Origin of the sequence: Niabella sp. (genome assembly GCF_030150205.1) — a bacterium.
In the GTDB taxonomy this organism is placed as follows: Bacteria; Bacteroidota; Bacteroidia; order Chitinophagales; family Chitinophagaceae; genus Niabella.
In genome coordinates, this window is sequence record NZ_JASLGT010000001.1 from 1 (window position 1) to 15,322 (window position 15,322).

Below are 15,322 nucleotides of genomic sequence, written 5' to 3' on the forward strand. Positions count from 1 at the left end.
GATTCCGCTGATTCCGGTACAGCAACAGGCAACAGGTCTTAAAGCTGTACAAAAGCCCCAACCGGTTGCCCGGCTTTTTCACAAACAAAAGGGCAGGCGGTGGGCGAAAGCAAAGCAGGTGATGAAGCGGGCGGTGTAGAGGAGGTGGTGCTAAAGTGACTGGAGCAACTTGTGGGACATAGCGCGATATTCAAGCTTAGTGCAGCTTAGTGGCGAACATCCGACCCGCTGCGTCCCAGCCCCTTTGCGTCGTTGCGTGAAACAGGAACCACTAAGACTGGAAGACACAAAGACACACAAAGAAGGACTTGACCTTCGTGGCGAAAACCAGACCCGTTGCGCTCTTGCCCCTTTGCGTGAAACAGGAACCGCTAAGACCGGAAGACACAAAGAAACACAAAGAAGGATTTAACCTTCTTGGCGAAAACCAGACCCGCTGCGCCCTTGCCCCTTTGTGTGAAACAGGAACCACTAACACCGGAAGACACAAAGAAACACAAAGAAGGATTTAACCTTCGTGGCGAAAACCAGACCCGTTGCGCTCTTGCCCCTTTGCGTGAAACAGGAACCACTAAGACCGGAAGACACAAAGAAACACAAAGAAGGATTTAACCTTCTTGGCGAAAACCAGACGCGCTGCGCCCTTGCCCCTTTGCGTGAAACAGGAACCACTAACACCGGAAGACACAAACACAAAGAGGCACTTAACCTTTGTGGATCTTGGTGCCTTGGTGCTTTGTAGCCAAACTTCCGGACCTTGCTTTATTTTTTTTGATAAACCCGCACATAATCGACCAGGTACCTGCTGGGGAACCTGGTCCCCGCCGGATCACCGCCATTATCGCCACCGATGGCCAGATCCAGGAGAATATAATGCGGTTGCCGGAACGGATTGAATCCATCCGGGTTTGTAAGCTGATCAAGTGGTACCTGGTTCAGCAACAGGTCATCTACATACAACTTTATTTCCTTTTCATCCCAGTCCATCCGCCAGGTATGAAATTTATCCGCCCAGTTTTTACCGAATTCGGTAACGGGTTTCTTTACAGTAAACCATTTAGCCTTGTGCCGCTCATTGGTACCGGAGGCAATATTGGCCAGCAGGGTTCCCCGGTAATATTCCATAATATCAATTTCACCATTTGAAGGCCATTCCCGTTTTACTCCCAGGGTCCAGAATGCCGGCCAAAGCCCATTATCGGTTTTAATCTTTGCCCGCATCACAAAACGTCCGTATTGCCAGGTTTTACGCCCCCGGGTATTGATACTGGCAGAAGTATACTGTATATACTTCCGTTGTTGCCTCCATTCCACAGCACGGTCATTGTAACGCGGGTTGGGTTTTGTTTCCCGCCGGGCTTCAATAACCAGGTAGCCGTTTGCACACCAGGCATTTTCGGGCTGGTACCATTGTAATTCATGGTTCCGCTCAAACCCTTTTTCAAAATTCCAGACAGCCGTATCCACCATCCCCGGACGGTTAAACTCATCGGCCCAAACCAACCGGTATCCCTCCTCCTTTAATTGTCGCACGGAGCTGCAAGCCCCCAGCAACACCAGGCATCCCATCAGTAAGGCATACCGGCCACTGCAAAATTGTTTCATGATCTGTATTTGAATATGTATAGCTTCGTTAGTACCTGCTGCAATATAGTAAACTCAGGGCAAAGCCCGTAACGGTTTGCTTCAATAGCTACTACAACATTGAACCAGCAGCCCCGTTCCTAGTCTTTGGTAAGCGCGGTTCCTTTATGCGCAGCAATATGATCCGTCTTGCTGCTTTTGATCTCGTACTGGGGGTCTGCATCGGTGGCATGATGGGTATATCCCTTGTACTGAAAATCGGTTGTATGCACTTTAATGATAGTACCCGAAACCCTGCCGGCCTCTGAGTTCCAGCTTACCTTGTCGCCTACCTTAAATGTTGTTTTCATAACTGTTTTTTTTGCGGGACCTGTTATGGCTTTGAAGGTGGTCTTCAACCGGATGCTGCTGATCCCGGATAAAAGAAACAGCTCCGTTGCAGTTTTTGACCCCTGATAGCCTATTACAAAAATAATACCGCCGGCCGGCATATGTGCAAACCCTGTTACCCAACGCGGACCTGCCGCCGATCCGTTTCATGAAATTTTGTAAAATCGGTAAAAGATTCTTTATATTTCAGGCACAAAAACATTCAGATGAAGGGAGCTACATATCCATGCCAAAACGTAACCGATTATCCCAATAACAATACCATATTCGCTGTGTGGAAATTTAAGAAGGTACCGGGTATCCCCGCCGCTTTTGAACGGCTTTGCGCACTGGTGGATAACCTCAATCACTCGTTTACCATACGGGTTCCTTCCGGGCGTGCCAGCTGCGTAATGGGTATTGGACATGATGCCTGGTTACAACTTGGTTTGCCCACCCCCCTGCCCAAAGAGCTGAAACCCTTTGATGCCATTACCGGCGCTAAGCATACGGCAGTGAGCACGCCGGCAGATCTGCATTTTCATTTGCGCGGACCGGATATGGCCGTTTGTTTTGATATGCAGATTGCGATTACCGAGGTATTGGCCCCTGTGGCCGATTGCCTGGAAGAGATACATGGTTTCCGCTATTGGGATGGGCGCTCCATTCTTGGATTTGTAGATGGTACAGAAAACCCTGTTGGAGCCGAACGGCAGCAGTTTGCCATCGTTGGCGATGAAGACCCCGCCTACAAGGGAGGCAGTTATCTTTTTGTACAAAAATACCTGCACCAGATGGAGGCCTGGACCCGGCTGCCGGTGGAGGAACAGGAAAAAGTGATCGGCCGTTATAAAGGCAGTGATATTGAAATGCCGGATGCGGTGAAACCGGATAATTCGCACAGTGCCCTGGCCAGCCTTGAAGATGAACAGGGCAACGACCTGAAGATCGTAAGAGATAATATGCCTTTTGGCAATCCTTCAAAAAAAGAAATCGGCACCTATTTTATTGCCTACGCCAATACCTTTAGCACCACCCGGAAAATGCTGGAGCGGATGTTTATCGGCGTGCCGGTGGGCAATTATGACCGGATCCTGGATTTTAGCACCGCCACTACCGGAAGTCTTTTCTTTGTGCCTACGATGGACCTGCTGGATCAGTATTCCGCGGGAGATGCTTCGTAGTGGATCAGGGTAATAGGTCCAGTCTCGAAAGAAAGATCGCCGTCACCCCGACCATGACGGAGGGGTCTCTACGGAATTTTCCATATCTGATTTTTTAAACCTGTCCACGAAGTATGATTACGTAAAGATTTCTCCGCTACGGTCGAATTGACGGTGGGTTTGCTACGCAAAAGGCCGAAAGGATGAAGGTTTGGATTAGCGAACGGGCACAATATTTTTCTCATCACTAAACCATCCATTATTCAAGTCGCCGTCGCATTTTTTTAACAGCTCCTGCTGCAGCCATTTTAATTTTTCAGGATACGTTGCTGAAAGTTCCTTTTCCTCCCTTTGGTCATCCGGTAAATGGTACAACTGGAAGATCTTCTTTGGTGCATAATAACGCAGCTTCCATCCATCGTTCGTTACCAGGGCCGGCCCCATAAAGGATGCAAATGCAATGGATGCATGCTGCGGCTTATTGCGGGAGGCTTGTTGCTGTAACACGGGCAGATACGAGATCCCATCTTTTTGGTCTGCCACAGGAACCTGCAAAAGATCTGCGATGGTAGACAGAAAATCATAATTGGTCACCAGCCCCGTTACTTTTCCTTTTTGAAACCGGGAAGGCCAGTATACAAACAGCGGCACTTTTACGCCGCCATTCCAGTTGCTGCGCTTTAAACCGGCCATGCCGTGGTTGCCGTCAAAAACATCCCCTCCTATACCGCTGTAAAATTTATCGGTAACATCATTATACAGTTTCCCGGTTTCCATATTCCGGTAGGGTTTTTCCACCCGGCCTTTGTACGCATAGTACAGCTCATGACCGTTATCGGAAGAAAAAACGATCATGGTTTTTTCAAATATCCCCAGCCGCTTCAGCTCGCTTATAATTACTGCAATATCATCATCCAGCCGTTTCACCATGGAAGCATACACTTTTTCGATACTGGTCAGTGAATCATTAAATGCCAGTTCGGGATGAATGGCTGGTATGGCCGCCGGCCCATGCGGCAGCTGGGTAGGATGATACAAAAAAAAAGGTTTGTCTTTATTCGCTTTTATAAAGGCCAGCATTTTTTGAAGAAACAGGTCCTGTGAATAAACCTGTTTCCCGTTCATATTCCAACGCTCCTGCTCCTGTAAGCTATCCGAACCCCACTCACCTGTTTTGGCTGCGTCCGGATGCGTATTACCGGGAATGGCAATGCGCCGGCCATTCTCATGCAGGAACATCGGGTAAAAACCATGGCACTGAATGTGATCATAATACCCGTAGTAATAATCCCAGCCATGATTTTTTAACTGCCGGTCTGTGGTGGTAAATCCCCAATCCAGCTTCCCTACCTCGCCGGTTACATAGCCTGCTTTTTTAAACACCTGGGGCAGGAACAACACTTCCGGTTCTTTTCCAATGGCGGCATTCACTTTTTCCTGCACCTGCGCATCCGTCAGCAGACCGGTAGCTGTCTTTGTATAAATACCTCCCCCTGTAAGCACATATTTCCCCCTGCGGCAATCACTGTACCCGGTAAGAAAGGTAGCACGGGATGGCGCACAATAGGCACTGGAATACGCATTTTCAAATACCACTCCATCACGGGCCAGCCGGTCGATATTGGGGGTTGAAAAAAAACGCTGCCCGTAATAGGATAGCATCCCGGCGCCCATATCATCTGCCAGAATATAGATCACATTGGGTTTTTCTGCAACAGGTGCTTTCTTTTGCGCCGGTGCAACAAAACCGGAAAAGAGGGTCACCGCTAAAAGTGCCCGTTTTAAAAAATCAGTTTTCATTACCATCCGGGATTTTGTTCAATATTCGGGTTCAGGGAGATCTGTGTAGTGGGAATGGGGTACAAATAATATTTATCCAGCCATCCCTTTCCCGCAGCTACCGGGTCATCCCAGGCATAACAGCGGCCCGCATCTTTACCGGTAGCGATTAATTTCAGCGAAGACGGCAACCCATTTTGCCAGTTGGCAGGCAGCCTTGCCCCCAGCGGTTGCTGGTTTACAAAATAAGCAGCCTTCTTCCAGCGCCGTACATCATGAAAGCTGAAACCTTCTCCCATGAGCTCTACCATCCGCTCCCGGCGGATCTCCCACAACAGCGGTGCCACCGAAGGATCACGGGACGGATCAAATGCCGCATCGATCGTTGCCACCTGCATAGGAGCCACTTTCGCCCGCGCCCGCAGCTTGTTGATGGTAAGATCAGCAACCTGCTGATCAAATTGTCCCAGCTCATACATAGCTTCCGCATAGTTTAACATCGTTTCTTCTATATGAAACAATGGCACGTCGGTCGTAGAAAAATTGGCACCGCCGGTTACATTGGTGCCGGTATTGTAAAACATATAAAAATAATACCCGGTGTTACAGGATACCGGTGCCTGGTTAATCGTAGCACCCTGTATATTGGGCGAATTCAGGATCACGAAGGGCTGCCAGCTCAATACCGGAAAATTACGCAGTCCCGATTTATCCAGGTTATTCATAGTGTCGATATATTCCCGGTCCCTGGGATCCGCCGTATAGGACCAGGTAGTGCCATTGAGCGGTCCACTCACTTTATAAGGAGGAATCACACGGTAGTACAGCCGGAGGTCGCGGTTGCGGAACTCATCGTTCATATTGGCATCGCCCTGGTACTGCGGACTGTTATAGATCGTTTTCCCATCGCGGCAGAGATAACGCTCCAATGTGCGTGCATGCATTTCCGTTTTCTGACTGCCGCCCCGCTCAAAGCGCGAAAACGGCTGCATCAGTATATTGGCCACATACTCCTTATACAAAAAAACACCCGGCACCGATTTCAATTCTTCTGAAGACCATAGTGCCTGGTAGGCCGGTGCGATGGTGGTGTTTGCATCGATCAGTAATTTTGATACCCTTTTACATTCCTGCAGATAGGTATCGGAGCCGGCAAGACCATGATACTTCCGCCAGGTACCTTCAAACAATGCGAACCTCGATAACAGCGCTCTTACCACGGTTTGGTTGATGGTATTGGTACCGGCGCCTTCACCCACCGTCTTGATATTATTTTCTGCAAACTGCAGGTCTCTTAAAATATTGGCAGCTACGGTGTCCCTTGCCGTACGGCCGCCATAGATCACGTTTACATCCGATTCGGTTACCACATGCTCCAGCCAGGGCACATCCCCAAAGCGGGCCAGCAGCTCCATATAGTGGTAGGATCTAAAAAACAATCCTACTGAACGCCAGTGCCGTTTATCCGCATCAGACATGGATGTTTGATCAATTTTATCCAGCATGATATTTGTTTTCCGGATAAAAGAAAAGTCCCATCCCCCGGCGGTTTCCGGTGTAATCAGCTGCCACGCCCAGGGGTTGCGTGTTTTTGATTTATTTTGCAATAGGCCGCTTAGGAAATCGCCGTTGTACAAACATCCTTCCGCGTCACCGGTACTGATGTATTGCACATGGGTATTGCTTTCAAAAATATCATAGAGCGACCAGGCGTAGGTTTTAAAATTATCATAGGTAATAAAAGCTGTCTGTTCCGTTAACTGGTCCTTCGGGTATTGGTCCAGGAAATTTTTTTGACAGGAAAAAAGCAAGGTTACTATAAAGATCGATATTGTAATTTTTTTCATTGCTGCAGATTTTATAAGTTCACATTCACGCCAAAGGAGTAGATCTTCGATTGCGGGTATTGCCAGGAAAGCAACTCCGGATCCACTCCCGGTATCAGCCTGGAGAAGGTAAAGATATTTTCCCCGCTGATGAACAGCTTTGCCCCACGGATCGCTGCTCTTGACACCAGTGCCTGCGGCAGCGTATAGCTGAGGGTAATATTCTTTACACGCAGGTAGGCAGCGTTTTGCAGGAACTTTGTCTGGATCCGCTGGTTTGACCCCGTAGCCTCTCCGGCATCCGTATACAGGCGGGCGTAATACGCATCTTTATTGGAGGGCGTCCAATAATTGAGCTGGTAAGTGTAGAAGGTAGAGAATTTACCGGCATGTGGAAACATCAGGTCGCCACCAATCCACACATCTCTTTTACCCACGCCCTGTAATATAAACGAAAGGTCGATATTCTTCCAACCCAGGAAGCCGTTCACCCCATAATTATATCGTGCCGTGTTATTACCGATGATCTTTCGATCTCCGGGATTTGCCAGGGTATTGGTGCCAACATTGATCTGGTTGGTACTGCTGGCATCGTCCATCAGGTTTTTATATTTCATATCGCCTTCTCGGGATAATACGCCCTGGATCGATACCACTCCATCTTTTAATGTGCCATTGGCATTAAAATCATCCGCCGTGTAAAAACCGTCGGACACATATCCCCATATATCGCCGATCTCCATTCCCTCGTAATAGTTACTATGCCCGTCTGCATAGTTACCCAGCACTTTATTATCATTCCGGAACCGGGTGATGAAACTCCGGGCATCAAACAGGTTTAATCCCAGGCCGTATTTCCATTCACCGATCCGGTCGTTCCATTGCAGGTTGAATTCCCATCCTTCGGTTTTCAGATCGGCAGCGTTCTGTTGTGGCGCGGCGGCGCCCACCACCGCGGGAAAATCGAGCCCCGGTGCCAGCATGCCGATGGTATTGCGGCGGTACCAGTCGAAGGCGCCGGCCAACCGGTTATTCAACAATGCATAGTCTACACCAATATCCAATGTATTTACTTTTTCCCAGGTAAAATCCTTCCGGATCAACCCGGGACTATTGAGTGATACGGGCTGCGCACCATTGTAAATCCAGTTAGGTTTATAAGGGCTCATTACCGGGTAAAACTGGTAGTTGTCGATCGACTGGTTTCCCAGGGCTCCGTAGGATGCGCGCAATTTCAATGAGGTAATCACCGGCAGGAGCGGTTGCATAAATGCTTCCTTTGCGATATTCCATCCGGCAGACACAGAGGGAAAGAAGCCAAACCGGTGGCCGGGCGGAAACTTGGAACTGCCATCATAACGGCCATTGGCTTCAAACAGGTATTTATCCTTGTAGCTATAGTTCAACCGGTAAAACCCACCCTGCAGGGTATAATCCGAGAAACGGTCCTTTGCCTGTATCACCCCTGTACCACCGGAAATCGACGGCAGTTCATTGCTGATCATGAAAAAATTCTTAGCCCACAGCCCATCCGCATTATTCTGTTCCTGGTTGTATCCCCCTGTAAATTTGAAAGTATGTACCCCCATCGTCCGTTCATAGTTAAAATAGGCATTAATGGCCTTGTAAGACATATTATATTTATCCATGTAGTAGGTCGTAGATTGATCAGAAGGATCAATGGCATTTTCAACACCCCGTTGCATCCAGTAGAGGGTATTGTAATAATTGTCTTGCTGGAAACCAGACTCGTAGGTATATTCAAAAATGGCGTTGAATCCCTTGAAAGGTGAAAGCTGGGTGTGTGAAAAGATACGGGTATTGCGATCGATCCAGGTTTCCGGAGCACTGTTTCGAATAATGGTAGCACCTGTATTTACAGGGTATGGCGCGCCGTTAAAGGGCAGTGAATCGGCAGGGTAATACGAAGGCCGCTGTGTGTTCCACAATCCCTGCTCTCCGGCTTGTTTGGGCATGGTGCGTACTCCGTTGGCAAACTTAAAATCCAGTGAACTGGACAGCCACTTGGTAATATTGGCATTTACATAAGACGATACGGTAGTGCGCTTATAATGGTCCTTATCGGTGATCAGGATCCCGTTTTCACCCGTACTTCCCAGGGACACCCGGTAACTGATATTTTCTCCGCCGCCCAGTGCTGAAACATTATGAATTTGCTTAAACCCATAAGGCGCTAGCATACGCTCAAACTCATGATTGTCTTTCAAAAAATAGCGGTAGCCGCCGTCTTCTGTCCAGCCGGAGGCCGGGTACGTTGACGGATCTTTGTTATAATCCACGATCAGGTCATACCATTTCGCAACATTCTGTCCGGACCAGTACGTAGTATAGCCCATATCTTTATACCCTTGTAGCGTTTGAAGGGGCGAAGCTTTTTCCGGAAGATTGGTCACCTTCTCAAAAGCAAAATTATTGCTATAACTGAGCTGTATTTTCTGGTTCTTTTTTCCCCGTTTGGTGGTAATAATGATCACACCAAAAGCCCCTCTTGCTCCGTAGATGGCAGCAGAGGATGCATCTTTTAATACAGATACCGTTTCAATATCTTCAGGATTGATAAGATCCAGATTATTGGTCACTACGTTATCTACCAGGATCAGCGGACCACCCCCGTTTATGGAGGTCATGCCCCGGATATTGATCTTCTTCGAAGCGCCAGGGTTGGCACCGCCACTGATGGTAAGCCCCGGAATAGCTCCCTGCAAGGCCAGGGCCATATTGGTAACCGGCCGGTCGCCCAGTACTTTATCCATTTGTACGGAGGCCACTGCACCGGTCATATTCAGGCGCTTTTGTGAACCATAGCCCACCACCACTACTTCATCCATACGTCCCTCCAGGGCGGTAAGCGTTACCTCGATCATTGTTTGACTTCCCACAACAACCTCCCTGGGCATATAGCCGATCCGTGAAAAAACAAGCAGATCGCCCGTATGTACTTCCAAAGTAAAAAGACCATCCCTTGTTGTGACGGTTCCTGCCTGTGTACCTTTTACAGATACGGATACACCTTCCAGCGGATCATTACTTTCATTACGCACCACGCCACTAAGGGTATGTGCCGCTTTTTCTACCGGTGTTACCGGTTTCTGTGTATTCTCCAGCACCACGATGGTATTGCCTTTTAGACGGTAATCCAGTTTTGTTTGCGCAAGCAGGTTGTTGAGCAGCTCCGGAAGCAGCCGCCGGCCACCCGGTACTACAAGCTTTGTATAAGCTCCTACCTGGGCTTCAATATAGGCAAAGCGAAAAGGGGTTTGCCGTTCAATTTGTGCAAACACCTGCTTTAATGATGTTGGTTCCTGGTTTATGGCTACCACCGTCCGTTCTATATTCTGCGCTGTTGATGGCCGCGCATGCAATACATTCAACGTTAGTAAAATCAATGACAAGATTACAAAACTCAGTTTCATCGCGTACGTAATTTTCCGGCGAACAGTCTTACTCCCGGCCCCGTCAAAAAAAGGCCTCCCAAAGGCATATTTTTTCATACCTTTAAATTGATTTAAATGTTAACGAATAGCTATTTAGATCCTGGCTGCACTAACTCGTACTTAGTGTAGCCTTTTTCATATATCCCTTATTTTATTTGCAACCCGGACCATCTATTTCTATCGTATGACTTCCTTTCCGATGCCATCCGGAATGGGTGAGCATACAAATAATGTCCAGACAATCGTTTAATGATTTTTCGCTAAAGTCGCCGGTAAACCGGCAGGCGGCCAATGCGGGTTCCAGGAATACCACATCCACCCCAAACCGCTCCCGGATGAGGGTTGCAGCCGTTTGCCAGGTATCGTCGTTAAAGGTCAGATCCTGCCGCGTCCATCGTGTAACCGCCGCCGAATCGATTTGTGTGGCTATTTCGGCGGCTTTAGCAGTACCCTGTATGGTAAGCTGATTGCCTGGTAGCAGCACCGTTACAGGCTTTTGGGTAGCGGCCTCATCCACCCGCACTTTTCCCCTGGTAACGGTTATCTGGAATTTTCCGTTATTGGTCCGTATATCAAACGCGGTACCCAGCACTTTAATATCATAACTACCGGTACTTACCACAAAAGGGCGTTGCGCATCATGCATCACATCAAAATAGGCATCCCCCGTAATCTTTACACGGCGAACGGCACTACTTGTAAATGAAGCATCATAGTACAACTCACTTTGCTGACCTAATGTAACAACGGTTCCGTCCGGAAGCGTCAATACCCGTACCGGTGGCTGTGCCGGGGATTTTCCATCGGCTACCGCTGACCGGCCGGTTTCCTTCCCTGGCCGGGATGTTCCAAAAAACCAATAACTGCCGGCCAGCAATAACAGGATCGCCGCAGCAGCCACCCAGCGGCGGTAGTGCCGCAGTGCAGCCACCCGGCTTGTTTTTGGCATCTGCTGGCTAATAGCGTTATGCAGCCGCGCATATGCCTTATCCCACTGGGCATCGGGGAGTATAGCCCTGGTTTCCCGCTGATACCATACATCATGCAGTCCGATAGCCAGCCGCTCATTATCGGTAAGCTCGGATAACAATTGCCAGAACTCCTCCAGTTCAGACGGAGTGCAGGAGCTGTCAATGTATTTTTTAAAAAGCAGATCAAGTCTTGCCGGGTTGGATGACATAGTCAATAGTTTGTTCATTCCTAATGACGACAAAACAGATCCGACAGGACTATTGCTGCAGTTTTTTTTTAAAAAGATTGTCAGACTTCTTTTCGGGAGCCGGGGCAACAAGAAAACCACGAGGACTGTTAAAAAAACGACGACCGGAACCGGGAGCCGCTCTTTATCGCTGCCAGAACCGTTCGGCCAGGAACAGCAACCAGCAGGTTTCCACTCCCAGGGTGCGCCGCAGTTGTTCCAGGGTTTTGAGTGTGTGGGAAATAGTATTTTTCACGGTACTCCGGGAGATATTCAGGCGCCGGGCAATTTCGTCATGTGTTAGTCCTTCTACCCTGCTTAGGGTTAAGATCACCCTTCGTTGGGGCGACAGTTCATTTAAAACCAGGGTCAATAATTCTTTATGCTCCAGTTGCTGGGCGGCATTCGCCGTGGCTATGCCCTGTTGAACCGTGCGGATCTGTTCTGCGATCCACTGCTGCACCTGTGCATGCCTGGATGCCGTCTTTAAAAAATCGAGCGCTTTGTTTTTGGAAATGGTAAAAAGATAGGCCTGCGGCTCATGCACCACCTGCAAGGTTTCCTTTTTCTGCCATATTTTAAAAAACACATCCAGTGTCAGCTCCTCCGCAATTTCGTGTAGTTTTACAAAAGATAACAGGTATCCATAAACCTTATCTCTGTGCAAATTGAAAAACCGGCTGAAAGCAGTTTCATTTCCCAACGATATTTCATATAACAACGTATCGTCGTTCATCATGTCGTAAATATAGAACAATTCAGGAAATAATTAAACGGCCCGTACAAAGCCGGCCGGTGTTATCACCGGTTATAAATACGCCGATGCCGCTTCTTCCGTATTTGCTTCCGCTTTCATAAAATACAGGGGATATCCAAGATCCAGTTCATTATAGATCCGGAACCCGTTCTTTTCATACCAGGGAATATTTTGTAACGCAGAGGTTTCCAGGCAAAAGATCCGTCCGGTGCTGCGGGCCCGCTGTTTCAGTTCCTGCAGCAGTCCGGTTCCCGTACCCCTGCCCTGCGCATCCCGGCGTACACCAATAAACCAAAGGTAATATAAGGGACCGGACGGCTGGCGTTCCCGGAGCGCCGCCTCCCGTTTCATCGCCCTTATTGCATGGCGGATACCGGTTGCGCCCAGAATCAGTTTCAGATCCAGCATCATTGCTTGCAGGCTGGTCTTTTTCTTATCGGGGAATACTACCAGGGCACAGCCCCGGCCGTCTTCGCTCAGGAACACTTCCCCGTATAACATGCATAGATCGAACGAATAGTTCATCAGGAGCGCTATACGCTGCAGACGTTTTGCATCCTGCGGAATGATGTAGTGAACACTTTTATTATCCTGAAAGGCTTCTGTAAGGATCTCTACAACGGCAGACCGGTCCTTTTCCTGGGCTTTTACCATAACACAAAGGTATTGGCATTTTGGGAGTCAGATACGGCAGCTTCAAATGCCGGCCACCGGGTAGCGTTTTTGATCTTTATAACGGATGCGGGAGATCGTGGCGGCACAAAGCAGGCAAATGATGATTACAGCCCCAAACACACTGGATGTTCTTCCCGTTTTGTCGATCAGGTATCCCCAAAGCGGGTCACCGATGGCGGCAAATACATAGGCCGACATGTTCATGATTCCCACGCCGGTTCCGATGTATTTTTCTGTAAGGAGATCAGGACTCATCAGCCAAAATGCCGATTGCGGCCCATACACAAAAAAACCGGCGGTAAACATCAGCACACCACCCGCTATAAGGTTGATGGTTGGGCTGAAACAAATCATCAGTGTGACCACTGCACTCGCCAGCATCCCTATACGGATGGCTGCCGGCCGGTTATAATTCAGCAACTGGTCCGAAATCGTTCCAAAAAAAAGCGCCCCGATGGCCATTCCTACCGGCAATAAGAGGATGGCCCAAAGGTTCTGCGGATTTTGCTGCCAGTTGCTGCCCAGGTAGTGCACGGGCACCCAGGTGATGAGCCCATAGCGTGCCATGTTTTCAAAACCCATGGCCAGCGAGGCCATCATAAATTCGCGGTTCCGGAATACATGCCGATAGGTCTCTTTCCAGTTGGCTTTTGTAGCCTTTTCCATTTCCCGTATAAGATTGGGTAACCCTATATCGGAGGGCTGATCCCTTACGACGAGGTAAAATACAATTACGGCCACCAGCAAAAACAAAACCGGCAGGCGAAACAGCAACTGCCAGGAAGCATGCTGATGTACCATCATAATGGAGCATAAAAAGGTAAGGACGGTTGAAAAACCGGCGGCCATGGTATACAATCCAAAGGCCCGTCCTCTTTCATCTTCGGACCACCAGTTGGAAATGATCCGGCTTCCGGGTGCCCAGGCCAGCGATTGAAAATAACCATTGAGAGTCCACAATAGCATGATCATGCTATATGAATGTGAAAAGCTGATGGCAAAATTAGCTGCTACCGAAGCCAGTCCGCCCCATAGCACCATCTTTCGCGGACTGTAATGATCGGCCAGGTTGCCGTTAATCAATTGACCGATGGCATATCCCATCAGCATGGAGAAATTGATCCATCCCACCTGCGAATAAGAAATATGCAGGTCTTCCGTAATTTCTTTTGCGGCCCATCCAAAGTTATGCCGGCCCATATAAAAGAACAGGTAACAGAACATGGTTCCCAACAACATGCGCCATTGCTGTGCCCGGTATGTTTTTGTTCTTTTCATATAACTTTCTGATTGGGTGCCACAGAAGCACAGAGGCTCAGGATAAAAATATCGCATGCATCATTCCTTATAGCCCAAACCAATTTCATTCAGTGTTTCTGTAACTCAGTGGCCATCATCGAATCCCCTTTCTACGGCAGCCGGATCCCTACGCGAAGCGGCTTTTCCCGAAGGGCATACGCAAACGCTTCATTGACCTCCGCCAATTGAAACTGCCGTTCCACTACATTTTCAAATGCGTAACGATTCCAGTGCCGGGTAACAAAATCCAGTGCTGTTACCAGGTCATCGGTATTGTAATTATGTAATCCTTTAATGGTAATAAGCCGCCGTACCAGTTGCTCCGCATCTACCTGCACCGGCCTGTTCTTAAAAACGGCACCGGCCCAAACGGCAATACCTCCAATGGCCAGCAGGTTCAGCCCCTGCTCCATGGCTTCCGGCGCGCCGCTCATATCAAAAACCAAATCCACACCTTTCCATTGAAATTGTTCCTGCATGGTTGTCCATACTGAAGACGCGGAGGCCGCTGCAAAGGCCACATCCGCTCCAAAGCCAGCCGCCTGTTTTAAACGACGAGATCTGGTGCCAGCTACGCCCACCCAAACAGCACCCGCCGTTTTACACATAGCTGCGCAACTCAGTCCCAGCAGCCCGTCTCCAAATATCATAACCCGCTTGCCGGTAACCGTACCTGCCAGCCGCAATGCCCCGGCAGCCGTGGCCAGCGCACAATTTACGGTGGCCGCAACAGGTAACGGAAGCGTTGGTGGTATCTTCAGCAGGACCGTACCTGGTTTTAATATACAGTATTCAGATAATCCGCCATGAAAAGTATCGGTTGCCGTTACCTGCGCATGGCCGTATTTAAAAAGCCCTTCACCTTTCTGAGGCATCCCTATGCGGGCATAATAAGACTCCGGATCACTTGCAAAAACCGACCAGGTAACCAGGTCGCCCGCCGAAAGTAAACGGCCCTGCTGATCCATTCCTGAGTGGCCAGCACCTATCCGTTCCACTGCGCCCACTACTTCATGTCCCAATACGGTCGGGCAGGCTTCGGTTCGTTTACCGCTATAGGTATGCAGGTCGCTGCCGCAAAGGGTTACAAACCGGTTCCGGATCAGTACCTCCCCCACCTTTAATTCCGGGAGCGGGGCCGTATGCGCCTGCAGCGGATTGCCCGGTCCAAGAAATAACATTAAATCACCAGAGGTTATCATTCCAACAAAAACATT

At 49.0% G+C, this 15,322-nt stretch carries 11 protein-coding genes; 1 reads left to right on the forward strand and 10 read right to left on the reverse strand.

Annotated features, from left to right (window positions below):
* Positions 1 to 762: 762 nt before the first annotated feature.
* Together Q1V85_RS00005 and Q1V85_RS00010 are read right to left on the reverse strand one after the other, a co-directional pair.
* On the reverse strand, positions 763 to 1,605 hold the full coding sequence (locus Q1V85_RS00005; protein WP_300596130.1) for a glycoside hydrolase family 16 protein: 843 nt from the start codon (positions 1,603 to 1,605) through the stop codon (positions 763 to 765).
* 119 nt (positions 1,606 to 1,724) lie between these two features.
* A complete protein-coding gene (locus Q1V85_RS00010) occupies positions 1,725 to 1,934 on the reverse strand; it encodes a DUF2945 domain-containing protein (RefSeq protein WP_300596132.1) in 210 nt (69 codons plus the stop codon).
* Positions 1,935 to 2,180: 246 nt separating this feature from the next.
* Here Q1V85_RS00010 and Q1V85_RS00015 point away from each other — a divergent pair, with 246 nt between their 5' ends.
* The gene (locus tag Q1V85_RS00015; protein WP_300596134.1) at positions 2,181 to 3,137 is read left to right on the forward strand and encodes a Dyp-type peroxidase; all 957 of its coding nucleotides are present in this window, start codon (positions 2,181 to 2,183) and stop codon (positions 3,135 to 3,137) included.
* Between the two features lie 195 nt (positions 3,138 to 3,332).
* On the opposite strand, the gene Q1V85_RS00020 is transcribed toward Q1V85_RS00015, so the two are convergent.
* From Q1V85_RS00020 to Q1V85_RS00055, 8 genes are all read right to left on the reverse strand, one after another.
* On the reverse strand, positions 3,333 to 4,916 hold the full coding sequence (locus Q1V85_RS00020; protein WP_300596136.1) for a sulfatase-like hydrolase/transferase: 1,584 nt from the start codon (positions 4,914 to 4,916) through the stop codon (positions 3,333 to 3,335).
* Positions 4,916 to 6,742 (reverse strand): RagB/SusD family nutrient uptake outer membrane protein, encoded by a 1,827-nt coding sequence (locus Q1V85_RS00025; RefSeq protein ID WP_300596138.1) that lies wholly within the window; start codon positions 6,740 to 6,742, stop codon positions 4,916 to 4,918. The genes Q1V85_RS00020 and Q1V85_RS00025 overlap by 1 nt, the downstream gene beginning before the upstream one ends.
* Before the next feature lie 11 nt (positions 6,743 to 6,753).
* Positions 6,754 to 10,155: a TonB-dependent receptor gene (locus Q1V85_RS00030; RefSeq protein ID WP_300596140.1), complete on the reverse strand. Its 3,402-nt coding sequence runs from the start codon at positions 10,153 to 10,155 to the stop codon at positions 6,754 to 6,756.
* 172 nt (positions 10,156 to 10,327) lie between these two features.
* On the reverse strand, positions 10,328 to 11,356 hold the full coding sequence (locus Q1V85_RS00035; RefSeq protein WP_300596142.1) for a FecR domain-containing protein: 1,029 nt from the start codon (positions 11,354 to 11,356) through the stop codon (positions 10,328 to 10,330).
* Positions 11,357 to 11,519: 163 nt separating this feature from the next.
* Positions 11,520 to 12,113: a sigma-70 family RNA polymerase sigma factor gene (locus Q1V85_RS00040; protein ID WP_300596144.1), complete on the reverse strand. Its 594-nt coding sequence runs from the start codon at positions 12,111 to 12,113 to the stop codon at positions 11,520 to 11,522.
* 69 nt (positions 12,114 to 12,182) lie between these two features.
* The gene (locus Q1V85_RS00045) at positions 12,183 to 12,785 is read right to left on the reverse strand and encodes a GNAT family N-acetyltransferase (RefSeq protein ID WP_300596146.1); all 603 of its coding nucleotides are present in this window, start codon (positions 12,783 to 12,785) and stop codon (positions 12,183 to 12,185) included.
* A 42-nt stretch (positions 12,786 to 12,827) separates the two neighbouring features.
* Positions 12,828 to 14,084 carry an MFS transporter gene (locus Q1V85_RS00050; RefSeq protein ID WP_300596148.1) on the reverse strand — a complete coding sequence of 419 codons (1,257 nt, stop codon included), beginning with the start codon at positions 14,082 to 14,084 and terminating at the stop codon, positions 12,828 to 12,830.
* A 131-nt stretch (positions 14,085 to 14,215) separates the two neighbouring features.
* Positions 14,216 to 15,307, reverse strand: a complete 1,092-nt coding sequence (locus Q1V85_RS00055) for a zinc-binding dehydrogenase (protein WP_300596150.1) — start codon at positions 15,305 to 15,307, stop codon at positions 14,216 to 14,218.
* Positions 15,308 to 15,322: the final 15 nt, after the last annotated feature.

Excerpts from the sequence above, each read along its gene's own strand:
- Q1V85_RS00005 (WP_300596130.1), bottom strand. The coding sequence starts at position 1,605 with ATGAAACAATTTTGCAGTGGCCGGTATGCCTTACTGATGGGATGCCTG.
- Q1V85_RS00010 (WP_300596132.1), bottom strand. The coding sequence starts at position 1,934 with ATGAAAACAACATTTAAGGTAGGCGACAAGGTAAGCTGGAACTCAGAG.
- Q1V85_RS00015 (WP_300596134.1), top strand. The coding sequence starts at position 2,181 with ATGAAGGGAGCTACATATCCATGCCAAAACGTAACCGATTATCCCAAT.
- Q1V85_RS00020 (WP_300596136.1), bottom strand. The coding sequence starts at position 4,916 with ATGAAAACTGATTTTTTAAAACGGGCACTTTTAGCGGTGACCCTCTTT.
- Q1V85_RS00025 (WP_300596138.1), bottom strand. The coding sequence starts at position 6,742 with ATGAAAAAAATTACAATATCGATCTTTATAGTAACCTTGCTTTTTTCC.
- Q1V85_RS00030 (WP_300596140.1), bottom strand. The coding sequence starts at position 10,155 with ATGAAACTGAGTTTTGTAATCTTGTCATTGATTTTACTAACGTTGAAT.
- Q1V85_RS00035 (WP_300596142.1), bottom strand. The coding sequence starts at position 11,356 with ATGTCATCCAACCCGGCAAGACTTGATCTGCTTTTTAAAAAATACATT.
- Q1V85_RS00040 (WP_300596144.1), bottom strand. The coding sequence starts at position 12,113 with ATGATGAACGACGATACGTTGTTATATGAAATATCGTTGGGAAATGAA.
- Q1V85_RS00045 (WP_300596146.1), bottom strand. The coding sequence starts at position 12,785 with ATGGTAAAAGCCCAGGAAAAGGACCGGTCTGCCGTTGTAGAGATCCTT.
- Q1V85_RS00050 (WP_300596148.1), bottom strand. The coding sequence starts at position 14,084 with ATGAAAAGAACAAAAACATACCGGGCACAGCAATGGCGCATGTTGTTG.
- Q1V85_RS00055 (WP_300596150.1), bottom strand. The coding sequence starts at position 15,307 with ATGATAACCTCTGGTGATTTAATGTTATTTCTTGGACCGGGCAATCCG.